We start from the raw sequence: 22,081 nt of genomic DNA, 5'->3' as shown, positions 1-22,081 counted from the left end.
GGATGGGCTGGCCTAAAGAGCCCGGGCGCGGGCCAGCAGCAGTTCCTTTTCGCGCGCATTGCCCGCCAGCGCGGCGGCGCGCTTGAATTCCTCGCGGGCCTCGTCGGCGCGGCCGAGCTTCGCGAGCAGGTCGCCGCGCACGCTGGGGAGCCACTGGTAGTTGCGCAGCGACTTGTCCGCCTGCAAGGCATCGACGATCTCCAGCCCCGCAGCCGGCCCGAACGCCATGCCGACGGCGACGGCCCGGTTGAGCTCCACCACGGGCGAAGGCGCGAGTTGCGCCAGCGCGTCGTAGAGCGCGGCGATGCGATTCCAGTCCGTCTGCTGCGCCGTCGCGGCGCGCGCGTGGCAGGCCGCGATGGCCGCCTGCAGCGCATACGGCCCGAGCGCACCGCCGAGCTTCTCCGCGCGCTCCAGCGCGACGAGCCCGCGCCGGATGAGCAGGCGGTCCCACCGCGCGCGGTCCTGCTCCATCAGCAGGACGGGATCGCCCTTCGCATCGACACGCGCCTTGGCGCGGGACGACTGCAGCTCCAGCAAGGCGACGAGGCCGTGGACTTCCGGCTGCGCGGGCGCGAGTTCGGCGAGCATGCGGGCGAGCCGCAGCGCCTCGTCGCACAGCGCGGGGCGCATCCAGTCTTCCCCGGCGGTGGCCGTGTAGCCTTCGTTGAAGACGAGGTAGACGACCTCGAGCACGGAGGCGAGACGCTCCCCGAGGTCGTCCCCGCGGGGCAACTCGAAGGGCACCTTCGCCTCCCCCAGCGTGCGCTTGGCGCGCACGATGCGCTGCGCGATGGTGGGCTCCGGCACGAGGTACGCACGCGCGATTTCGTGCGTGGTGAGCCCGCCGAGGAGCTTGAGCGTCAGCGCCACGCGCGCCTCGGTCGACAGCACCGGGTGGCACGCCGTGAAGATGAGCCGCAGCAGGTCGTCGCCGATCTCGTCGGCGCGCGCTTCGTCCAGGGCATCCACGAAGTCGGGCACGATCAATGCCTCCTGCGCTTCGAGGTCATGGCCCAGCTGCTCCAGCTTCTCGTCGAGGTTCCTGTTGCGCCGCAGCCGGTCCAGCGCCTTGTTCTTGGCGGTGCGCATGAGCCAGGCGCCGGGGTTGTCGGGCACGCCGTCCGAGGGCCAGTGCTCCAGGGCGGAGACCAGCGCGTCCTGCGCGAGTTCCTCCGCGAGGCCCACGTCCCGCACCATGCGCGCCACGCCGGCGACGATCTTCGCGGACTCGATGCGCCAGACGGCGGCGATGGCCTCATGGGTGGGGGACAGCATGCTCAATGGGCGGCCCCTATTCCATGCCGATCTTCTGGAAACGGTCCCGCGTCGCCTGCGACGTGTGCGGCTCGAAGTCTTCCATCCCGTAGACCTGCCGCACCTCGATCTCGGCCGGCTGGTTCTCGCCCACCGGGTTCGGGAAGCGGCGCGACCATTCCAGCGCCTCGGCGCGGTCGCGCACCTGGATCAGCGTGTAGCCCGCGATGAGTTCCTTCGATTCGGCGAAAGGCCCGTCCACCACCTGGCGCTTGCCGCCTTCGTAGCGCACACGCCAGCCCTTGCTGGAGGGCTGCAGGCCCGCCGCGTCGAGCAGCACGCCGGCCTTGGTGAGGTCTTCGTGGTAGGCGGCCATGGACTGGAACAGCGCCTCCGCGTCCGGCGGGAAACGACCCGCTTCGGAATCGGCGGTGGCCTTGACGATGATCATGAATTTCATGGGGTGCTCCTTGTGCGGATGAATCGCCGGGGTGCCACTCGCATGGCGTCCCTGTTCATACGACGAAGGGCGGGGCGGCAAATCGACAGGCGCCCCCCACTTTGCATTCAGGTGTAGCAGGGGCCGGTGGCGCGCACTTCGACCGTGGCCCATTCGGCGGCGGGGCACTCGCGCGCGATGGCGACCGCTTCTTCGCGCGTCGCCACATCCACCAGGAAGAAGCCGCCCACCATTTCCTTGGCTTCGGCGAAGGGTCCGTCCAGCACCTGCGCCTTACCGCCCCGCACCTGGACGCGCGCGGCGCCTTCGCGGGGCGAGCTCAGCGATTCGACGCCGCGCAGCACCCCGCGCGTCTTCAGCTCGTCCGCGAACCGGAGCATGCGCGCGAACACCGCCTCGCCTTCGGCCTGGGTGCGCGTCGCGCGCTGGCCGACGGGCTCCTGGATCAACAACATGTAGGGCATCGCGCGTCTCCTGGGGATGGAAGGCGCCAGTCTACAAAACCCGGCGCGTCAACCGGTCGATCATCGACCGCTGCATGTCAGGAGTGATTTCGTGGGCGGCGGAGGGAAAGAAGTCCGCCGTGACGTCCGCGCCCAGCACCCTGAGCCGCTCTGCCGCGATCCGGGTCTGCGCGGCCGGGATCACCGGGTCGGCCTCGCCATGGATGAGATGCAGCGTTGTATCCGGCGGCGCCTGCTGCGGCAGCACCGAGAAGCGTCCCGCGAAGGCGACGATGCGGCCGGCCAGTGCCTGGCCCAGGCGCGCGGATTCGAGCGCCATGATCGAGCCTTGCGAGAAGCCCACGAGCGTCGTGGCTTGCGGGCCCACGCCGAAGCGGGCCTGCCATTCGCGCACCGTGGCGGCGAAAGCCGGCATCGCCGCCTCGACGCGCGCCAGGCGGTTCGCTTCCGTGACGCCGCTCACCGAAAACCATTGCCGGCCACTGCCGAAATCCGAGACATGCGGCGCGGCCACGCTGATGACCGCGGCCCGCGGAAACGCCTGCGCGAGCGTGCGGCCCAGGGGCGCGAGGTTGGGCGCGTCGGAGCCAACGCCATGGAACAGCAGGAAGAGATGCTCCGCGGCGCCCTCGGGTTGCTGGACGACGACGGCGCCCTGGGCGGTGCTCACGCCGCGGCAGCCTGCGCGTCGCCGAAGAGATAGGACTCCATCGCGAGCATGCCGTAGAGGATGCCACCGTCGAGGACCTTCACCTCCCCGCCCTGCGGTGCCGCACCGTAGGCGAAGGGCAGCGGCAGGTAGTGGTCCGGCGTCGGGTGCGCGCGCTTCGCGTGCGGCGCGGATTCCAGGTAATGCGAGAGGGCATTGGCGTCGTGCCCACGCACCGCCTTGCGCGCCCAGTCGACGAACTCCACTGCGTAGGGCGCGGCTTCGGTGGCGCCGCCACGGAATTCGTAGAGGTTGTGCGTGAGGCTGCCCGAGCCGATGATCAGCACGCCTTCATCGGCCAGCGGCGCGAGCGCGCGGCCGAATGCGAGGGCGGATTCGCCGTCGAGCGTGTGCGGCATCGACACCTGCACCACCGGCACGTCGGCGTCGGGATACATGTGACGCACGGGCACCCACGCACCATGGTCCAGGCCGCGGCTGGGGTTGGCGCGGGCCTTGAAGCCGGCGGCCTGCAGCAGTTCGATCGCGCGTGCGGCGACTTCCGGCGAGCCGGGAGCGGGGTACTGGATCTGGTAGAGCTCGTCGGGGAAGCCGCCGAAGTCGTGGATCGTCTCGGGCGCCGCCGCGGTGCTCACTTCCACGTCGCGCGTGATCCAGTGCGGGGACAGGATCAGCACGGCCTTGGGACGCGGCAGGCTTTGCGCGGTGTCGCGCAGCAAGGGGCCGGCGCGGCCGGGCTCGGTCGCGAAGGTGGGCGCGCCGTGGGAGACGAAGAGCGAAGGCAGGCGGGTCATGGTCTTTCCCTGTTGGAAGCCGAAGGACGGCATGCCACCAATGTAGGGCTTATGGGGCCCGGTATAAAGATGGCGCAACGGGATGCACTGTTGCGCTCACGGGGACAATGCCGATCGACCCGGCACCAGGATGCACTCAGCGCTTGGTCACTTCCTTGATCATCGCCTCACGCAAGATGGAGTTGAGCCGCGTCTGGTAGCCCTTGCCTTCGGACTTCAGCCAGAGCAGTACGTCCGAATCCACCCGCACCGTCGTCGCCGTCTTGGTCGGTTTGTAAAACGGGTTGCGCACGGCGTTCCGCCAGAACTCCCTGGAGAGCGGTGGAACATCGCTCGTGTCCACCTTGCCCTCCGGCCGGTGACGCAACGCAGCGGCCTGCGCCTTCTGCTTCGCAGTGAGTGCGGGTGGATTCGCAGGATCGAATTCACGCCTGACCATTTTCTTGCTCATAGTCACGTTTCTCCTTGCGCGTCGCTTGCCGTGCCGAAATGATGCGGATGACCTCGCCTTCCTCGTCGTCCCACACAGTATGTGCAACCAGGAGGAGGAGCACGCCGTCCACCCTGCCCAGGGTTTGCCACCTCTGCTCGCCGCCCTCGATCCGGTCCTGATGGCTGAATGCCAGGGGGTCGCCAAAGACATGCATTGCCAGTTCGAAGCTGACCCCGTGTTTGCGAAGATTCGAGGCGGCCTTTGCCGCGTCCCATTCGAACCGGATGCCCATACGAAATTGTACATACAATCCCGTAGGGCGGCAATCTCAGCAGCGCACAGCGCGGGCCTCAGTCGATGAAAAAGTCCGGGATGAAGTTCTTCGTGCCCGGCTTCACGGAATACTTCTCGAGATCGGTGATCTCGTTGTCGCGCAGCACTTCGTCGTCGATGAAGAAGTTGCCGGTGTTGCTGCTGGCGCTGGTCAGGATGAAGTACGCGGCGTCGGCCAGGATCTCCGGCTTGCGGCACATGTCGGTGTTCACACCCGGGATCATCTGCAGCGCGGCGGTCGCGATCGCGGTGCGCGGCCAGAGGCTGTTCACCGCGATGCCGTATTTCCGGAACTCGCCCGAATGGCCCAGCGTGCACATGCTCATGCCGTACTTGGCCATGGTGTAGGCCGTGTGCGGCGCGAACCAGTGCTGCTTCATGGAAAGCGGCGGCGACATGTTCAGCACGTGCGGGCTGCGGCCGGCCTCGGCCGAGCGCTTGAGCTCGGCCAGGCAGGCCTGCGTGCACAGGTAGGTGCCGCGCGCGTTCACGCCGTTCATGAGGTCGTAGCGCTTCATCGGCGTGTGCTCGGTGTCCGTCATGCTGATCGCGCTGGCGTTGTTGACGAGGATGTCGATGCCGCCGAAGGCCGCCACAGTGGCCGCCACGGCTGCGATGACGCCCTCCTCGTCGCGGATGTCCACCTGCAGCGGAAGCGCCTTGCCGCCGGCCGCCACGATCTCCTTCGCGGCCGAGTAGATCGTGCCAGGCAGCTTCGGGTTGGTCTCGGCCGTCTTCGCCGCGATGACGACGTTCGCGCCATCGGCTGCCGCACGCTTGCCGATCGCGAGGCCGATGCCGCGCGAGGCGCCGGTGATGAAGAGGGTTTTTCCTTTGAGCGTCATGTTCACACCTTCGAAAAATCGGGTTTGCGCTTCTCCATGAAGGCCCCGAAAGCTTCCTTCGCGGCCGGCTCGCCCAGCATGCGGCCGAAGCTCTTGCCCTCCTCGGCCATCTGCTGCAGCACGAGCTGCTGCTGGCCCTGCTTCATGAGGCGCTTGGTCTCGATGAGCGAGCTTTGCGGCTTGGCCGCGAGCTTGCGCGCGGCGGCCTGCGCCACGCCATTGGCTTCCGTCGGCGGCACCACGCGGTTGACGATGCCGACTTCCAGCGCGGCCTCGGCCATGAAGGGCTCGCCGAGCAGCAGCGCCTCCGCCGCGCGGTGGTAGCCGAACATCTGCGGGACCAGCAGGCTGGACGCGGCCTCCGGGCACAGGCCCAGGTTGACGAAGGGCAGCGAGAAGGCGGCGTTGTCGCCGGCATAGACGAGGTCGCAGTGCATCAGCAGCGTCGTGCCGATCCCCACCGCGGGCCCGCACACCGCGGCGATCAGCGGCTTGGGGAAGGTCGCGATCCCGTGCAGGAAGCGGAACACGGGCGAATCCATCCCGGCGGGCGGCTTGTTCAGGAAGTCCCCGATATCGTTGCCCGCGCTGAACACGGTCTCGTGCCCCTGGATCACGACGACGCGCACGGAAGCATCGGATTGCGCCGTGGCGAGCGCCCCGGCCATCGCGCCGTACATGTCGGAGGTGATGGAGTTCTTGCGCTCCAGTCGGTTCAGGGTGATGGTCATCACGCCGGATTCGACGTGGGTGAGGATGTCTGTGCTCATGATGTGGCTTCCAATGCTTGCTTGACGAAATCGAGACGGTCCTGGCCCCAGTACATGCGGCCATGGACGAAGAACGTGGGCGCGCCGAAGACGCCGCGCGACACCGCCTCCTGCGTGACCGACTTGAGGCGGTCCTTCACTTCCTGCTCGGCGGTGAGCGCGAGCAGGGACTGCGGATCGAAACCGGCCTCCTTCAGCACCGCGCCGACCGTGGCGGGGTCGTTCATGTTCCGGCCGTCCACCCAGATCGCGCGGTAGATCGCGTCGCCGTAGGGAACGAGCTTCGCCGGCTCGCGCATCTGCAGGCCGACCGCCCCGCGCATCAGCATCAGCGTGTTGATCGGGAAGTGCGGGTTGTGCCGGTACGGCACGTCGTAGCGTGTGGCGAAGCGCTGCAGGTCTTCCTGCATGTAGGCGCCCTTGGCCGGCACCTCCATCGGCGAGCGGTTGGACGTCGCCTGGAACACGCCGCCGAGCAGCATCGGCTTGTACTCGATGCGCGCACCGGTCTCCTGCGCGATGCGCGGCACCTGCGTCCACGCGAGGTACGCGGCCGGGCTGCCGTAGTCGAAGTAGAACTCCAGGGTCTTCGCCATCAGAACTTCTCCATCCAGGGTCGCAGGTCGAGCTCGTGCGTCCACGCATCGCGCGGTTGCATGTGCAGCATCCAGTAGGCGTCGGCGATGTGCTCGGGGTTCAGGATCCCGTCCTGGTCCTTCAGGGCATATCGCTGCGGAAAATTCTCGCGGATGAACTCGGTGTCGATCGCGCCGTCGATGATCGTGTGCGCGACGTGGATGCCGCGCGGGCCGAGCTCGCGCGCCATGCTCTGCGCGAGCGCGCGCAGGGCATGCTTCGCGCCGGCGAAGGCCGCGAAGTTGGCAGAGCCGCGCAGCGACGCGGTCGCGCCGGTGAAGATGATCGTGCGCCGCACGCCGTCGCCTTCGCGCGCCACCATGCGCTTCGCGACTTCGCGCGCGTTGAGAAACCCGCCGAAGCACGCCATCTCCCACACCTTGAAGTACTTGCGCGCGGATTCCTCCAGGATGCTGCTGGGCACGTTCGCGCCGATGTTGAAGACGAGCACGTCGATCGCGCCGATCGTCGACTCGATCTTCTCGATGAGCGCCACGACTTCTTCTTCCTTGCGCGCGTCCGACGCGAAGCCGTGCGCCTGGCCGCCGTCTGCCTGGATGCGGTCGATGAGCGGCTGCAGCTTGTCCAGCGTGCGGCGCGTCGCGCACACGGTGTAGCCGCCCTTGGCGAATCGCCGCGCGATCGCGCCGCCGGTGGCGTCGCCCGCGCCGATGACGAGCGCGACGGGTTGCCTGTCTGCCATGCTCACTCCTTGTAGTAGACGACCTGGTGCGTGGTCACCAGCAGTTCACCCGCCTCGTTCCACATCTGCGCCGTCTGGTCGAAGTAGCCGTTGCGAAAGCCCTGCGCCTGGGCCTGGCCCAGCAGGTAGCCGTCCCCCGTCTCGCGCAGGTGCTCGCTGCCCGCGTGGAAGTACACCGTCATCGTGACGGTGCCGATGGGCGTGAGCGTCGCGCGGCGGCGCCAGATGCGCGGGAAGAACACGTCGGACAGCGCGGTGAGCGAGAGGAAGTCGAGCGGGCGCGGCGGGTTGTCGCGCACCCAGAGCTGCGTGCGGCTGTGCTGGCTTTCCGAACCGTCCCACACGGCCGGGAATCCGCCGGCGATGAAGCGCATGTCGTAGCGGTTGATCCACTCGACGCGGCCCTTGCGGTCGGGCGCGGCAACGTCCGAAGGCCGGGGAACTCGAGGCAGCGGCACCTCTTCGATGCCCCAGGTCTCGCGGCGCACGGCGGTCACGGCCGTGGCGGTGATCACCGTCGCTTCGCCCTGGCGCACCTCGACGATCCAGTGCTGCGTGGAGCGATTCGTGCGCGCGGGCCTCGCGAGGACCGTGAACTCGCCGTCCTGCAGGGCCGCCGCGAAGTTGACGGTGAACGCCACCGGATCGCCGAGGCGCTGCGGATGCTGCATCACCGCCTGCAAGGCTTGCGCCGCGGTGATGCCGCCGAAGGGCCCGATCATGTTGGCGTAGGCCGGGCTGGTATGGCCCTGCCATGTGCCCTCGCCCGCGGGCGCGAGCGAGACCGCCAGATCAAATGCGTGCATTCACAGCCCTCGTGCAAACCTCAAAGACTAGACGCGTTCGAAAATCCCCGCGGCGCCCTGGCCCATGCCGACGCACATGGTCACCATGCCGTATTTCAGATTCTTGCGCTGCAGCGCGTGAACGACTGTCGCCGACCGGATAGCGCCGGTCGCGCCGAGCGGGTGGCCGAGCGCGATGGCGCCGCCCATCGGGTTGACCTTGTCCGCGTTCAGGCCGAGCGTGTTGATCACCGCCAGCGACTGCGCGGCGAAGGCTTCGTTGAGCTCGATCCAGTCGATGTCGTCCTGCCTGAGGCCCGCATAGCGCAGCGCCGCCGGAATCGCCTCGATCGGGCCGATGCCCATGATGTGCGGCGGCACGCCGCGGCTCGCGTAACTCACGAAGCGCGCGAGCGGCTTCAGCCCGAAGCGCTTCACGGCCGCCTCGCTCGCGAGGATCAGCGCGCCGGCGCCGTCGGACGTCTGCGAGCTGTTGCCGGCCGTCACGGAGCCGCGCGCGGCGAACACCGTCTTCAGCTTTGCAAGGCCTTCCACCGTGGTGTCGGGGCGAGCGCCCTCGTCGAGGTTCACGGTGCGGGTGCTCACGGTGACTTCCGCGGAGTCGAGGTCCACGCTGCGCTCCGCGACGTCCACCGGCGTGATCTCGTTCGCGAATTCGCCGGCCTTCATCGCGGCCAGGGCCTTCATGTGCGAGCGGTACGCGAATTCGTCCTGCGCGTCGCGGCTCACCTTCCACTGCTGCGCGACCTTCTCCGCCGTGAGGCCCATGCCGTAGGCGATTCCGTAGCTCTCGATGTCGTCGGGGTTGCTGAAGATGGTGGGCGAGAGCGACGGCGAGTTGCCCATCATCGGCACCATGCTCATGCTCTCGGTGCCGGCCGCGATCATCACGTCGGCCTCGCCCACGCGGATGCGGTCGGCAGCCATCTGCACGGCGGACAGGCCCGACGCGCAGAAGCGGTTGACGGTGATGCCGCCCACGCTTTTGGGCAGGCCGGCCAGCACCGCGCCGATGCGCGCGACGTTCAGGCCCTGCTGCGCCTCGGGAATCGCGCAGCCGCAGATGACGTCTTCGATGGCCGTGGGGTCGAGCCCGGGGACCTGCGAAAGCGCGGAGCGCAGCGCGGTGGCGAGCAGGTCGTCCGGGCGCGTGTTGCGGAAGAAGCCGCGATGCGAGCGCCCGATCGGCGTGCGCGTGGCGGCGACGATATAGGCTTCCTGGATTTGTTTCATGGGGGCTCCTGTGGGTCGGTCGTTCGCTGTCGCGAACGAGGTATTGGGTTTTTGCTCCCCCGGGGGAGGGAGCAAGGCGAGATCAGTTTCTGAGCGGCTTCCCCGTCGACAGCATCCCCATGATTCGCTCCTGCGTCTTCGGGTGCGTCAGCAGCGCGCAGAACGCCTGGCGCTCCAGCGTCATCAGGTATTCCTCCGTCACCATCGTCCCGGCGTCCACGTCGCCGCCCGTCACCACGTTCGCGATCAGCGAGGCGATGTGGAAGTCGTGGGCGCTGATGAAGCCGCCGTCGCGCATGTTCACGAGCTGGCCCTGGATCGTCGCCTTGCCGCTGCGTCCCGCCACCGGGAACTGGCGCTTGAGCGGCGGGCGATAACCGGCCGCGAACATCGCCTTCGCTTCATTCACCGCGACGAACAGCAACTCGTCCTTGTTCGGCACGATGAGGTCGCTCTCCAGCAGGTAGCCGAGCTGGCGCGACTCGATCGCGCTGGTGCCGACCTTCGCCATCGCCGCGGCGGTGAAGCCCTCGGTGAGGAAGGGCAGGAAGTCCTTGTTCGTCGACTTCGCGAGGTTCTCCGCCGCGCGGCGCGCGATGTAGGTGAGGCCGCCCGCGCCGGGCACGAGTCCCACGCCGACTTCCACGAGGCCGATGTAGCTCTCCATCGCGGCGACACGCCGGCTCGAATACACGGCCATCTCGCAGCCGCCGCCGAGCGCCAGCCCGCGGATCGCGGAGATCACCGGCACGTTGGCGTAGCGCATGCGCAGCATCGTCTGCTGCAGGAAGCCTTCCGCATCGTCGATCGCGCTCACGCCCACGGCCATGAAGGCAGGCAGCATCGCCTGCAGGTCCGCGCCGGCCGAGAACGGGTCGTCGCCGGACCAGATCACCACGCCCTGGTAATCCTTCTCCGCAATGTCCACGGCCATCTGGAGGCCCTCGGCGACTTCGGGACTGATCGCGTGCATCTTGGTCTTGACGCTCGCGATGAGGACCTCGTCGTCCATCGTCCACAGGCGGATGGAATCATCCTCGTGCAGCGTCTTGCCCGCGGTCTCGTACGACGGCGCACCGCTGCCGAGCATGACCTCGGGGAACAGCTGGCGCGAGTACACCGGCAGCACGCGGCGCGGCTCGAACTGCTTCGAGGTCGGGTTCCACGAGCCCTTCGGCGTGTGCACGCCGCCTGCTTCCGCCACGGGCCCCTTGGTAACCCAATCGGGCAGCGCCGCGCTCGACAGCGTCTTGCCCGCGGCAATGTCTTCCTCGATCCACTTCGCCACCTGCAACCAGCCGGCTTCCTGCCAGAGCTCGAACGGCCCCTGCTTCATGCCGAAGCCCCAGCGCATCGCGAAGTCCACGTCGCGCGCCGTCTCGGCGATCGACGCGAGGTGCACAGCTGCGTAGTGGAAGCTGTTGCGCAGGATCGCCCACAGGAACTGGCCCTGCGCGCCTTCCGAATTGCGCAGCAGCTTCAGCCGCTCACCGGCCGGCTTCTTCAGCATGCGGCCATAGACTTCGTCGGCCTTCTCGCCGCCCGGCACGTACTCCCTGCTCTCCGCCTCGAACCGCAGGACGTCGCGCCCGACCTTCTTGTAGAAGCCCGCCTTGGACTTCTGGCCGAGGTGGCCCATGTCCAGCAGCGTCTTCAACACCTCGGGCGTGCCGAAGCTCGCATAGAACGGGTCGGTGTCCGCGTTCAGGTTGTCCTGCAGCGTCTTGATCACATGCGCCATCGTGTCCAGGCCCACGACGTCCGCGGTGCGGAAGGTGCCGGAGCTCGCGCGTCCGAGCTTCTTGCCGGTGAGATCGTCGACGACGTCGTAAGTGAGGCCGAATTTCTCGACCTCCTTCATCGTCGCCAGCATGCCCGCGATGCCGACGCGGTTGGCGATGAAGTTCGGCGTGTCCTTCGCGCGCACGACGCCCTTGCCCAGCCCGCTGGTCACGAAGGTTTCCAGGTCGTCGAGGATGTGCGGGTCCGTCGTCGGCGTGTCGATCAGCTCCACCAGGACCATGTAGCGCGGCGGGTTGAAGAAGTGGATGCCGCAAAAACGCGGCTTGATCTCCTGCGGCAGCGCCTCGGACAGCTTCGTGATCGAGAGGCCCGAAGTATTCGATGCCACGATCGCGTGCGGCGCGATGAAGGGCGCGATCTTCCTGTACAAGTCGAGCTTCCAGTCCATGCGCTCGGCGATGGCCTCGATGATCAGGTCGCAGTCCTTCAACTGCTCCATGTGCTCTTCGTAGTTCGCCTGCTGGATCAGGGCCGCGTCGTCGGCCACGCCCAGCGGCGAGGGCTTCAATTTCTTGAGCCCCTCGATCGCCTTCGTCACGATGCCGTTCTTCGGCCCCTCTTTCGCGGGCAGGTCGAACAGCACGACCGGCACCTTCACGTTCACGAGATGCGCCGCGATCTGCGCGCCCATCACGCCGGCGCCGAGCACGGCGACTTTCTTCACCTGGAATCGGTTCATGGTTCGTGTTCCGTTCAGGCCAGTGCCAGGTCCGTGTCCATCAGCACCTTGCTGCCCGCGCGCGCGGTGCGCATCAGCGTCGCGGTCTCCGGGAACAGCTTGGCGAAGTAGAAGCGCGCGGTCTGCAGCTTGGCCTGATAGAACGGGTCGGTGTTGCCGGCGGCGATTTCGCGCAGCGCGACCTGCGCCATGCGCGCCCAGAAGTAGCCGAACACCAGGTGGCCGGCGACGCGCAGGTAGTCCACGGCGGCGGCCCCCACTTCGTCGGGGTTCTGGAAGCCCTTGAAGCCGATCTCCGTGGTGAACTTCGTCATCTGCTCGCCGAGGTAGGCGACCGGGTTGATGAACTCCGCCATCTTCTCGTTGACGCCCTCTTCCTCCACCAGCTGCGCGACCATCTTGCCGAATTTCTTCAGCGTCGCGCCGTTGTTGCCCAGCACCTTGCGGCCCAGGAGGTCCAGCGACTGCACGGTGTTCGTGCCTTCGTAGATCATGTTGATGCGGTTGTCGCGCACGAACTGCTCCATGCCCCATTCCTTGATGAAGCCGTGGCCGCCGAAAACCTGCATGCACGCGTTCGTCGCGATGTGGCCGTTGTCGGTGAGGAAAGCCTTCACGATCGGCGTGAGCAGCGCGACGAGTTCCTCCGATTCCTTGCGGACCTTCTCGTCCGGGTGGTGCAGTTCACGGTCGATCAGCAGCGAGCAGAACATCGACAGCGCGCGGCCGCCCTCGGCATACGCTTTGGCGGTGAGCAGCATCTTGCGTACGTCGGGGTGCACGATGATCGGGTCGGCCGGCTTGTCCTTGGCCTTCACGCCCGAGAGCGAACGCATCTGGATGCGGTCCTTCGCATAGGCCAGCGCATTCTGGAACGCGACTTCCGTGAGGCCCAGCGACTGCATGCCCACGCCGATGCGCGCGGCATTCATCATGACGAACATCGCCTGCAGGCCCTTGTTGGGCTCGCCCACCAGCGTGCCGACGGCCCCGTCCAGCACGATCTGCGCCGTCGCGTTTCCGTGGATGCCCATCTTGTGCTCGAGGCCGCCGCAGTAGACGCCGTTGCGCGAGCCGAGCGAGCCGTCCTTGTTCACGTTGAACTTGGGAACGATGAACAGGCTGATGCCCTTGCTGCCCTGGGGAGCGTCGGGCAGGCGCGCGAGCACCAGGTGCACGATGTTCGCGACGAAGTCGTGCTCGCCCGCGCTGATGAAGATCTTGTTGCCGGTGATCTTGTAGGTGCCGTCCGCCTGCGGCTCGGCCTTGGTGCGCAGCATGCCGAGGTCGGTGCCGCAGTGCGGCTCGGTCAGGCACATGGTGCCGGTCCACTCCCCGCTCGTGAGCTTGGGCAGGTAGGTCTTCTTCTGCTCGGGCGTGCCGTGCGCATGCAGCGCCTCGTACGCGCCGTGCGTGAGGCCCGGGTACATCGTCCACGCCTGGTTCGCGGAATTGAGCATTTCGTAGAAAGCCTGGTTCACCACGATGGGCAAACCCTGGCCGCCGTACTCGGGATCGCACGAGAGCGCCGGCCAGCCGCCTTCAACGTACTTGTGGTACGCCTCCTTGAAGCCTTTGGGGGTCGTGACTTCATGGGTCTCCTGGTTCAGCCTGCAGCCTTCCTCGTCGCCGCCGATGTTGAGCGGGAAGGTGACTTCGCTGGCGAACTTGCCGCCCTCTTCGAGGATGGCGTTGATGGTGTCCACGTCCACGTCGGCGTGCCGCGGCATGGCCTTGTACTCGTCGGCGATCTTCAGCACTTCGTGCATGACGAACTGCATGTCGCGCAGGGGCGGGGTGTAGGTGGGCATGGTTACTCCTTGGGGGTCTTGGTTGATCTGGGGGCTTTGGCCGGCGCTGCCGCGCGCGCGGGCGGCGCGTCCTTCGCGCCGTACTGCCTGAGGATGTTGTCGAAGCCCGCGTTGGCGCGGGCGATGGAGCCGGGGTATTTCAGGAAGCGCGCCTCGTAGTGCAACGCGAGGATGAGGCCGTGGATCTCGAAGAGCATCTGGCCCGGATCCACGTCGCTGCGCAGGTGGCCTTCCTCCTGCGCGGCGACGACGGCCCGCTGCATGGCGGCGAGCCAGGTCTTCACGGAGCCCGCGAGCGCGTCGCGTACGGGGCCCGTGCGGTCGTCGAACTCGACGGCGCCGCTGATGTAGATGCAGCCCGAGTCGATCTCGATCGAGGTGCGCTTCATCCAGTTGCCGAACATGGCGCGCAGGCGCGGCAGCCCGCGCGGCTCGCGCATCGCGGGATAGAACACTTCTTCCTCGAAGCGCGTGTGGTACTCGCGTATCACGGAGATCTGCAGCTCCTCGCGCGAGCCGAAGTGCGCGAAGACCCCGGACTTGCTCATCTGCGTGACTTCGGCGAGCGCGCCGATGGAAAGCCCTTCGAGCCCGATCTGCGTCGCGAGGCCGAGTGCCGCGTCCACGATCGCGGCCTTGGTCTGCTGGCCTTTTTGCAAGGCACGTCCGTCGCGCGGGGCGCGGGGCGATTTCACGGGCAATTCGGTGACGGACATGGGGCAGGAAATAAAACGAACGGTCGTTCTATTTTGCATGATTTGCCGGGACGGGTCACCGGGCAGGGGGGCTCTAGAGCGACGCTTCTAGCGTCGGCGCGGGTAAACCCTAGGCAACGCGCACGAAAGCGTGCGTTTCAGGGCGCGCAGGCGTCGCTCAGTAGAATGCGCCAGCCCATTCAGGGGCCCCCTTCCCGTTGCCACAGAACCTCGTCCAGCTCCTTCGCCGCGCGGCGCCGCCGCTCTGGCTGCTCTCGTTTCTCTTCCTGGCTTTCCACGGCGCGACAGTCGCCGCGCCCGACAACAAGGTGTTCCTCGCCCTGATCATCACCGGCGGGCTGATCGTCTTCGGATTGGAGCGGGAGGCCTTGCGCGGGCTGTGGCGCGACAACCGCACGATCCTCGTGACCTCCCTGCTGCTGGCGGGCGCCATCGCCCTGTCGGAGAGCATCGGCCGGTATCACGGCGTGGCGCCGGCGCATCCGTGGCCGCCGCAACTCGCGCTCTTCCTGTGCCTGCCGGTCCTGGCGGTGTTCCTGAAAGACGCCCGCTGGCTCGCGCTCGTCGTCGGGATCTTCTGCCTGCTGTGCGCGTGGCACTTCATCGCGATGCCGGTGGAAGCGGTCACGGGCTCCAAGCTGAGCTGGCACCCCTTGATGCTGTTGCCGCGCGACGCGGGGCCCCTGCACTACCAGGCCTCCGGCCTCGCGTGGCAGGCCTACTACTTCGCGGGCCTGTTCCTGCCGCTCTTCTACCTCGCGTGGGGGCCCGTGTACGAGAAGCGGGTGTTTGCCGATCTCCACGTGTCGCGGCGCGCGATGCTCGCGCTCGCACTGCTCTGGCTGATCCCCGCGGCCTGCGTTCAGTCGCGCAGCGCCTTCGCGGGGACGCTGTGCGCGGCGCTGCTGGCCATCGTCGCGACGAGCGGCCGGCGCAATGTGCGCGTGTGGTTTGCCGTGGGCCTGCTCGCCGTGTTCGCCGCCGGCATCTACTGGCAGATGTTCGCGGAGAACAAGAGCGGCGCGGACCTGCGCGTCGCCTACTTCAAGCTGTACGTGCGCGAGTCGCTGCACTGGCCGTGGATCCTCACGGGGCGCAGCTATTACCTCGACCCGGACATCCGCATGATGGTGCCCGGCATGATCCCGCTGCAGCACAGCCATAACGACATCTCGCAGATCCTCTACAGCTGGGGCCTGCCGGGCTTGCTCGCCTACGTCGCCTACCTCGCGGCGCTGGTGCGCCTCGTGTGGAAACGCTTCGTCGCGCACGGCGAGGTGTGGCCCGCTTGCGCGCTGGTGGTGCTGTTCCCGAGCATGGTCACCGATCTCGGGTTCCAGCACTACGAAAAAGCGGTCGCGCTGGTGCTGGTGACCGCGCTGTGCATGGCGCTCGCGCCGAAGCCGGCGCCGGGGCGGCCCGCTACGCCTTGAAGCCGACCACCTGCTGGCGCTGCTCGCCCAGGCCCTGGATGCCCAGCGTCATCACGTCGCCCTTCTTCAGGTAGGTCGGAGGCTTCATGCCCAGGCCCACGCCGGGCGGCGTGCCGGTGGTGATGACGTCGCCGGGCAGCAGCGTCATGAAGTGGCTCACGTAGCTCACGAGCTTGGCGCAATCGAAGATCATCGTGCGCGTGTTGCCCGTCTGCATGCGCTTGCCGTTCACGTCCAGCCACATGTCCAGGCGCTGCACGTTCTCGATCTCGTCGGGGGTCACGAGCCACGGGCCGATCGGGCCGAAGGTGTCGCAGCCCTTGCCCTTGTCCCATTGCGGGCCGCGCTCGAGCTGGTATTCGCGCTCGCTCACGTCGTTGATCGTGCAGTAGCCGGCGACGACCGACATCGCATCCTTCTTCGCCACATAGCGCGCGCGCGAGCCGATCACGATGCCGAGTTCCACTTCCCAGTCCGTCTTGGTCGAGCCACGCGGCAGCATCACCGGATCGTTCGGGCCCTGGATGCAGCTCGTCGCCTTCATGAAGACCACCGGCTCCTTCGGAATTGGCACGCCCGATTCCGCGGCGTGGTCCGCATAGTTCAGGCCGATCGCGATGAACTTGCCGACGCCGTTCACCGGGCAGCCGAAGCGCGGCGTGCCGCGCACCAGCGGCAGCTTCGACGTGTTGGCCTTGCGGATGCGCGCCATGCCCACGCCGCCCAGCTGCGCCGGGCCGATGTCGGGCACGACGCCGGAGAGGTCCCGCAGGCGTCCGTCGCCGTCGATGAGGCCCGGCTTCTCCTTGCCGGGGTTGCCGTAGCGCACGAGTTTCATGTTCTTGTCCTTTCTTGCTGCAATTGAAATCGGTTCAGTAGGTCGCCCGCCCGCCCGAGAGGTCGAACACCGCGCCGGTGGAAAACGAGCAGTCTTCCGTGCACAGCCAGCCGACCAGCGCCGCGACTTCCTCGGGCGTGCCGAAGCGGCCCATGGGGATCTTCGAGAGCATGAACTGGATGTGCTCCGCGCTCATCTGGTCGAAGATCGCGGTCTTCACCGCGGCGGGCGTCACGCAGTTGACGCGGATGTTCGTGTCGGCGAGTTCTTTGCCGAGCGACTTGGTGAGCGCCATCACCGCCGCCTTGCTCGCGCTGTACGCGCTCGCGTTCGGGTTGCCGTCCTTGCCCGCGACGGAGGCGATGTTGACGATGCGGCCGTAGCCTGCCTCGCGCATGACGGGCACGATTTCGCGGCAGCAATAGAACAGGCCGTCGAGGTTCACGGCCATCACCTGCCGCCAGCCGTCGACGGGGTAGTCCCACACCTTGGTATTCGGCCCCGTCACGCCGGCGCTGTTGACCAGCGCGTCGATGCGCGAAGTGTTTTTCCGCGTGGCCTGGACGGCGGCCTGCACGGAAGCAAAGTTCGCGACGTCGACCTGCACGGCGAAGGCTCTCGCGCCCAGCGACTCAGCCGCTTTCCTTGCGCCGGTGTCGTCGCGGTCCCATAGAGTGACGCTGCCGCCGGAGGCGACCAGGCGCTGTGCAATCGCGAAACCCAGGCCGGTCGCGCCGCCGGTGATGACCGCATGGCGGCCGTGGAAGTCGAGCTGGTTCATATCGTGATGCCCCCGTCGGCCGCGTACGCCTGCCCGGTGACGAACACCGACTCGTCGCTGGCGAGGAACACCACCAGCGGCGCGATCTCGTGCGCCTGCGCGAGCCGGCCCATGGGTTGGCGCGCGATGAAAGCCTTGCGTGCGGCTTCCGGGTCCGCGTTGGCGTTGATGCGGTCGGCCAGCGAAGGCGTGTCCACCGTGCCCGGGCAGATCGCATTGCAGCGGATGCCGTCGGCCACGTAGTCCGCGGCGACGCTCTTGGTGAGCCCCAGCACCGCCGCCTTCGACATGCCGTAGATGAAGCGGTTGGGCAGGCCCTTGATGCTGCTGCACACGCTGGCCATGTTGATGATGCTGCCGCGGCCCGCGGCGAGCATGCGCGGCAGCGCCGCCTGGATCGCCCAGAACTGCGCGCGCACGTTCAGGTTCAGCGCGAAGTTCCACTCCTCGTCCGTGGCCTGCAGCACGGTGCCGCTGTGCACGAAGCCGGCGCAGTTGAACAGGATGTCCAGCGAGGGCATGGACGCGATCACCTTGCCGATGGCCGCCTTGTCCAGCACGTCGAGCTGCACCGCGTGGACGCCTTCGACGCCGTCGTAGCCGTCCAGCAGTTTCGGGTTGACGTCCGTCGCCCAGACTTGCGCCCCCTCCGCCGCCAAGGCCAGCGCGCTCGCGCGGCCTATGCCCTGCCCGGCCGCCGTGACCAGCGCCGTCTTGCCCTTGAGTCTCATGAGTGCTCCACGCGTCGCGTTGCCGGCGGCGGCGTTCGGGTTTTGCCCGATGCTGCGCCGCCGCTTTGACGGGATATTAATTGGCCTGACCACTTGGCCACTTGTGGCTAACCCTTAAAGCCTCCCGCCGCCCCTATGCCGCTGCAATCCGTCGAGCCGCAACGCCTGTACCGGCAGATCGCCGAGCAGCTGCGCAAGCTCATGACGTCCGGCGAATTCAAGCCGGGCAGCCGGCTGCCGGCGGAGCGCGACCTGGCCAAGCAGCTGGGCGTGAGCCGCCCCTCGGTGCGCGAGGCGCTGATCGCGCTCGAGGTGGAAGGCTGGGTCGAGGTGCGCACCGGCTCCGGCGTGTACGTGCTGGAGCGCGCGGGCAAGAACGCGCGCGGGGCGAAGGCGCCGAAGATTCCGGCCTCCGAGTGGGGCCCGCTCGAATTGATCCGCGCGCGGCGCGTGATCGAAGGCGAGATCGCGGGGCTCGCCGCCGTGCAGGCCAAGCGCAAGCACATGCAATCCATCGCCGACGCGATCGATGCGATGCGCGAGGACACCGAACGCGGCGTCGCGCCACTCGCGGGCGACCGCGCCTTCCACACCGCCATCGCGCAGGCCGCCGACAACGTCGTGCTGCTGGAAACCGTGCAGACCTTCTGGGATGCGCGGCGCGGGCCGCTCTTCGAGCGGCTGGGCGACTATTTCGAGAGCGTGCCGTCCTGGCGCATGGCGATCCACGAGCACGAGATCGTGCTGGAGGCCATCCGCGCGCACGATCCCCAGGCGGCGCGCACCGCGATGCAGTCGCACATGGACAAGTCCCATTCCCGTTTCAGCGCGAGCTGGCGCCGCGCCAATTCTTCTTGACCGCCCAGCAGCAACAACCACCAGGAGACACCCCATGAACAAGCGTTCCGCCCTGCACCTGATCGCCGCCTGCGCCCTCGCGGCGGCCGGCGCCCTGCCGACCCTGGCGCAAGCCCAGACCAAGCTCAAATGGGCCCACGTCTACGAAACCTCCGAGCCCTTCCACAAGTGGTCGGTGTGGGCCGGCGACGAGATCAAGAAGCGCACCAACGGCCGCTACGAGGTCCAGGTGTTCCCCGCCTCCACGCTCGGCAAGGAGTCGGACATCAACCAGGGCCTGACGCTGGGCACCGTGGACATCATCCTCACCGGCGCGAGCTTCGCGGCGCGCAGCTACCAGCCGCTCGCCATCTCCTACTTCCCCTTCATCTTCCGCGACGCGGAGCACCAGCTGAAGTACGCGCAGAGCGACGTCTTCCGCGATCTCGCCTCCGGCTACGACAAGGCGAGCGGCAACCACATCGTCGCGCTGAACTACTACGGCGCGCGCCATGTGACGTCCAACCGCCCCATCGCGAAGCCCGAAGACATGAAGGGCCTGAAGATCCGCGTGCCCGATGCGCCGGCCTACCTCGCCTTCCCGAAGGCCCTGGGCGCCAACCCGACCCCGATCGCCTTCGCCGAGGTCTACCTCGCGCTGCAAAACGGCACGGTGGAAGCGCAGGAGAACCCGCTGCCCACCATCGAAGCCAAGAAATTCTATGAAGTGCAGAAGCACATCTCGCTCACCGGCCACATCGTCGACTCGCTGCTCACCGTCGTCTCCGGCCAGCTGTGGGGCAAGCTGTCCGACGCCGACAAGAAGATCTTCTCCGACGTGATGCATGAAGCCGCCGACAAGACCGGCCGCGAGATCATCGCCTCCGAGGCGCGCCTGGTCGACGAGTTCAAGAAGAAGGGCAACAACGTGATCACGGTGGACAAGGCCGCGTTCCGCGAAGCGGTGCTGAAGGCCACGAAGCCGGCGGACCAGGGCTATCGCCAGGCCGACTACGACAAGATCCTCGCGATCAAGTGATGAGCGCGGTCCGCCCGGAGGCCGCGACGGCGGCCAGTCCCGAACGATCCATGATCGATGAGATGCCGCAGGTCATGGGGGAGGACGGGGAGTTCCACGCGCAGGACGAAGCGGTGGACCTCTCCGGCACCACGCCGGAAGCCTGGGTCGCGCTGGGCTTTTTCTGGCTGCTGGGCCTCACGGTCTTCTACCAGTTCGTCACGCGCTACGTGCTGAACGACTCCGCCTCCTGGACGGAAGAGATCGCGCGCTACTTCCTCATCGCGACCGTCTTTACCGGCGCGGCCATCGGCGTCGCCAAGAACAACCATATCCAGGTGGACTTCTTCTATCGCCACCTGCCCAAACGCTTCTCGTTCTGGATGGCGCGTGCGGTGGACCTGTTGCGCGTGCTCTTCTTCGGCGCGGCCGTCGGGCTCACGATCCAGATGATGCTCAAGCTGGGCAACGCGCGCATGACCATCGTCGACCTGCCGATGAACATCGTGTACGGCATCTGCATGCTCGGCTTCGCGGCGATGTTCGCGCGCTCCATCTGGGTGATGCGCATCCACCTGAAGCGCGGCTACACGGTGCTTGAGCGTCCCGAATCCACCATGGAAGATCGCTAGCATGCTGAAGATCGTTTTCCTGATATTGATGGTGACGGGCCTGCCCGTCGCCATCGCGATGGCGGGCTCCTCGCTCATCTACCTGCTGTGGACCGGCAGCTCGCCGCCCTTCGTGGTGATCCACCGGATGGTGAGCGGCATCGACAGCTTCCCGCTGCTCGCCGTGCCGTTCTTCATCCTCGCGGGCAACCTGATGAACAACGCGGGCATCACCAACCGCATCTACAACTTCGCGCTCGCGCTGGTCGGCTGGCTCAAGGGCGGCCTGGGCCACGTCAACGTGCTGGGCTCCGTGATCTTCGCGGGCATGAGCGGCACGGCCATCGCCGACGCGGCGGGCCTGGGCACGATCGAGATCAAGGCGATGAAGGACCACGGCTACAGCACCGAATTCGCGGTCGGCGTCACGGCCGCATCCGCCACGCTGGGCCCGATCATCCCGCCCTCGCTGCCCTTCGTGATCTACGGGATGATGGCGAACGTGTCCGTCGGTGCGCTGTTCCTCGCGGGCATCCTCCCGGGCGCGCTGATGGCGATCCTCATGATGCTCACCGTCGCCTACTACGCGCACAAGAACGGCTGGGGCGCCGACATCAAGTTCGACTGGGGACGCCTCATCAAGGCCCTCGCGGAGACGGCCATCGTCATCGCCTGGCCGCTCGCCCTGTGGCTGCTGATCGCCAAGGCGGACTTCCCGCCGCAGGCAACCGTCGCGGCCGGCCTCGTCATCCTCTTCGGGTTGGACAAGGTGTTCAGCTTCCAGGCGGTGCTGCCCATCATGACGCCCGTGCTGCTGATCGGCGGCATGACCACGGGCCTCTTCACGCCGACCGAGGGCGCGATCGCCGCCTGCGTGTGGGCGATGGTGCTGGGGCTCGCCTGGTACAAGACGCTCACCTGGGCGATGTTCGTGAAGGTGTGCCTCGACACGGTCGAGACGACCGCGACCGTGCTCTTCATCGTCGCCGCCGCCAGCATCTTCGGCTGGATGCTCACCGCCACCGGCGTCACGGCCGCGATCTCCGAATGGGTGCTCGGCTTCACGAAGGAGCCGTGGGTCTTCCTGCTGCTCGCCAACCTGCTGATGCTGTTCGTCGGCTGCTTCCTGGAGCCGACCGCCGCGATCACGATCCTCGTGCCCATCCTCGTGCCGATCTGCCAGCGCCTGGGCATCGACCTCATCCACTTCGGCCTCGTGATGGTGCTCAACCTGATGATCGGCCTGCTGCATCCGCCGATGGGCATGGTGCTCTTCGTGCTCGCGCGCGTGGCCAAGCTGTCGGTGGAACGCACGACCATCGCGATCCTGCCGTGGCTCGTGCCGCTGCTCGGCTCGCTGATCGTCATCACCTACTTCCCGAGCGTCGTGCTCTGGTTGCCCAAGCACTTCTTCTGACC

The 22,081-nt window shown here is 67.3% G+C and carries 24 protein-coding genes; 5 read left to right on the top strand and 19 right to left on the bottom strand.

All coding sequences use genetic code 11. From position 1 onward, the window contains the following. Positions 1 to 12 precede the first annotated feature (12 nt). The 16 genes from I5803_RS17595 to I5803_RS17520 form a co-directional block, all read right to left on the bottom strand. Complete coding sequence (locus I5803_RS17595) at positions 13 to 1,278, bottom strand: RNA polymerase sigma factor (protein WP_196987619.1); 1,266 nt, start codon at positions 1,276 to 1,278, stop codon at positions 13 to 15. Positions 1,279 to 1,294: 16 nt separating this feature from the next. Then, entirely contained in the window at positions 1,295 to 1,717 is a 423-nt protein-coding gene (locus I5803_RS17590) for a YciI family protein (RefSeq protein WP_196987618.1), read from the bottom strand. 107 nt (positions 1,718 to 1,824) lie between these two features. Then, positions 1,825 to 2,181: a YciI family protein gene (locus tag I5803_RS17585; RefSeq protein WP_196987617.1), complete on the bottom strand. Its 357-nt coding sequence runs from the start codon at positions 2,179 to 2,181 to the stop codon at positions 1,825 to 1,827. A gap of 31 nt (positions 2,182 to 2,212) precedes the next feature. Next, on the bottom strand, positions 2,213 to 2,851 hold the full coding sequence (gene ypfH, locus I5803_RS17580; RefSeq protein ID WP_196987616.1) for an esterase: 639 nt from the start codon (positions 2,849 to 2,851) through the stop codon (positions 2,213 to 2,215). Beyond that, positions 2,848 to 3,645: a DODA-type extradiol aromatic ring-opening family dioxygenase gene (locus tag I5803_RS17575; protein ID WP_196987615.1), complete on the bottom strand. Its 798-nt coding sequence runs from the start codon at positions 3,643 to 3,645 to the stop codon at positions 2,848 to 2,850. The genes ypfH and I5803_RS17575 overlap by 4 nt, the downstream gene beginning before the upstream one ends. Positions 3,646 to 3,781: 136 nt before the next feature. After that, positions 3,782 to 4,096 (bottom strand): BrnA antitoxin family protein, encoded by a 315-nt coding sequence (locus I5803_RS17570; RefSeq protein WP_196987614.1) that lies wholly within the window; start codon positions 4,094 to 4,096, stop codon positions 3,782 to 3,784. After that, positions 4,071 to 4,370 carry a BrnT family toxin gene (locus I5803_RS17565; protein ID WP_196987613.1) on the bottom strand — a complete coding sequence of 100 codons (300 nt, stop codon included), beginning with the start codon at positions 4,368 to 4,370 and terminating at the stop codon, positions 4,071 to 4,073. Before I5803_RS17565 ends, I5803_RS17570 begins: the two co-directional genes overlap by 26 nt. Before the next feature lie 58 nt (positions 4,371 to 4,428). Then, positions 4,429 to 5,256, bottom strand: a complete 828-nt coding sequence (locus tag I5803_RS17560) for an SDR family oxidoreductase (RefSeq protein ID WP_196987612.1) — start codon at positions 5,254 to 5,256, stop codon at positions 4,429 to 4,431. 2 nt (positions 5,257 to 5,258) lie between these two features. Next, a complete protein-coding gene (locus I5803_RS17555; RefSeq protein WP_196987611.1) occupies positions 5,259 to 6,026 on the bottom strand; it encodes an enoyl-CoA hydratase in 768 nt (255 codons plus the stop codon). Beyond that, complete coding sequence (locus I5803_RS17550; RefSeq protein ID WP_196987610.1) at positions 6,023 to 6,622, bottom strand: 2-hydroxychromene-2-carboxylate isomerase; 600 nt, start codon at positions 6,620 to 6,622, stop codon at positions 6,023 to 6,025. The genes I5803_RS17555 and I5803_RS17550 overlap by 4 nt, the downstream gene beginning before the upstream one ends. Next, positions 6,622 to 7,365 carry an SDR family oxidoreductase gene (locus tag I5803_RS17545; RefSeq protein WP_196987609.1) on the bottom strand — a complete coding sequence of 248 codons (744 nt, stop codon included), beginning with the start codon at positions 7,363 to 7,365 and terminating at the stop codon, positions 6,622 to 6,624. Before I5803_RS17545 ends, I5803_RS17550 begins: the two co-directional genes overlap by 1 nt. Positions 7,366 to 7,367: 2 nt before the next feature. After that, positions 7,368 to 8,171 (bottom strand): acyl-CoA thioesterase, encoded by an 804-nt coding sequence (locus I5803_RS17540; RefSeq protein WP_196987608.1) that lies wholly within the window; start codon positions 8,169 to 8,171, stop codon positions 7,368 to 7,370. Between the two features lie 27 nt (positions 8,172 to 8,198). Then, positions 8,199 to 9,404: an acetyl-CoA C-acyltransferase gene (locus tag I5803_RS17535; RefSeq protein ID WP_196987607.1), complete on the bottom strand. Its 1,206-nt coding sequence runs from the start codon at positions 9,402 to 9,404 to the stop codon at positions 8,199 to 8,201. 82 nt (positions 9,405 to 9,486) lie between these two features. Further along, positions 9,487 to 11,886, bottom strand: a complete 2,400-nt coding sequence (locus I5803_RS17530; RefSeq protein WP_196987606.1) for a 3-hydroxyacyl-CoA dehydrogenase/enoyl-CoA hydratase family protein — start codon at positions 11,884 to 11,886, stop codon at positions 9,487 to 9,489. A gap of 14 nt (positions 11,887 to 11,900) precedes the next feature. Continuing rightward, complete coding sequence (locus tag I5803_RS17525) at positions 11,901 to 13,697, bottom strand: acyl-CoA dehydrogenase C-terminal domain-containing protein (protein WP_196987605.1); 1,797 nt, start codon at positions 13,695 to 13,697, stop codon at positions 11,901 to 11,903. A 2-nt stretch (positions 13,698 to 13,699) separates the two neighbouring features. Further along, positions 13,700 to 14,413 carry a TetR/AcrR family transcriptional regulator gene (locus tag I5803_RS17520; protein ID WP_196987604.1) on the bottom strand — a complete coding sequence of 238 codons (714 nt, stop codon included), beginning with the start codon at positions 14,411 to 14,413 and terminating at the stop codon, positions 13,700 to 13,702. 197 nt (positions 14,414 to 14,610) lie between these two features. On the opposite strand from I5803_RS17520, the gene I5803_RS17515 reads away from it, so the two are divergent. Further along, positions 14,611 to 15,846, top strand: coding sequence for an O-antigen ligase family protein (locus I5803_RS17515; protein ID WP_196987603.1), 1,236 nt, complete (start codon positions 14,611 to 14,613; stop codon positions 15,844 to 15,846). Here I5803_RS17515 and I5803_RS17510 read toward each other — a convergent pair. From I5803_RS17510 to I5803_RS17500, 3 genes are read right to left on the bottom strand one after another with little or no spacing between them, the layout of a single operon-like run. After that, positions 15,836 to 16,684 carry a fumarylacetoacetate hydrolase family protein gene (locus tag I5803_RS17510; RefSeq protein WP_196987602.1) on the bottom strand — a complete coding sequence of 283 codons (849 nt, stop codon included), beginning with the start codon at positions 16,682 to 16,684 and terminating at the stop codon, positions 15,836 to 15,838. The genes I5803_RS17515 and I5803_RS17510 overlap by 11 nt on opposite strands. A gap of 34 nt (positions 16,685 to 16,718) precedes the next feature. Further along, positions 16,719 to 17,465 (bottom strand): SDR family NAD(P)-dependent oxidoreductase, encoded by a 747-nt coding sequence (locus I5803_RS17505; RefSeq protein WP_196987601.1) that lies wholly within the window; start codon positions 17,463 to 17,465, stop codon positions 16,719 to 16,721. After that, positions 17,462 to 18,196: an SDR family oxidoreductase gene (locus I5803_RS17500; RefSeq protein WP_196987600.1), complete on the bottom strand. Its 735-nt coding sequence runs from the start codon at positions 18,194 to 18,196 to the stop codon at positions 17,462 to 17,464. Before I5803_RS17500 ends, I5803_RS17505 begins: the two co-directional genes overlap by 4 nt. Positions 18,197 to 18,331: 135 nt before the next feature. Between I5803_RS17500 and I5803_RS17495 the strand changes: the two genes are divergently transcribed. From I5803_RS17495 to I5803_RS17480, 4 genes are read left to right on the top strand one after another with little or no spacing between them, the layout of a single operon-like run. Next, positions 18,332 to 19,054 (top strand): FadR/GntR family transcriptional regulator, encoded by a 723-nt coding sequence (locus I5803_RS17495; protein WP_196987599.1) that lies wholly within the window; start codon positions 18,332 to 18,334, stop codon positions 19,052 to 19,054. Between the two features lie 34 nt (positions 19,055 to 19,088). Continuing rightward, positions 19,089 to 20,072 carry a sialic acid TRAP transporter substrate-binding protein SiaP gene (locus I5803_RS17490; RefSeq protein ID WP_196987598.1) on the top strand — a complete coding sequence of 328 codons (984 nt, stop codon included), beginning with the start codon at positions 19,089 to 19,091 and terminating at the stop codon, positions 20,070 to 20,072. 50 nt (positions 20,073 to 20,122) lie between these two features. Further along, complete coding sequence (locus I5803_RS17485; protein WP_196988606.1) at positions 20,123 to 20,683, top strand: TRAP transporter small permease; 561 nt, start codon at positions 20,123 to 20,125, stop codon at positions 20,681 to 20,683. A 1-nt stretch (position 20,684) separates the two neighbouring features. Further along, positions 20,685 to 22,079 (top strand): TRAP transporter large permease, encoded by a 1,395-nt coding sequence (locus tag I5803_RS17480; RefSeq protein WP_196987597.1) that lies wholly within the window; start codon positions 20,685 to 20,687, stop codon positions 22,077 to 22,079. Positions 22,080 to 22,081 lie beyond the last annotated feature (2 nt).

Origin of the sequence: Caenimonas aquaedulcis, from assembly GCF_015831345.1 — a bacterium.
GTDB classification, from domain to species: Bacteria; Pseudomonadota; Gammaproteobacteria; order Burkholderiales; family Burkholderiaceae_C; genus Ramlibacter; species Ramlibacter aquaedulcis.
This window is presented reverse-complemented; position numbering and strand designations above follow the sequence as displayed.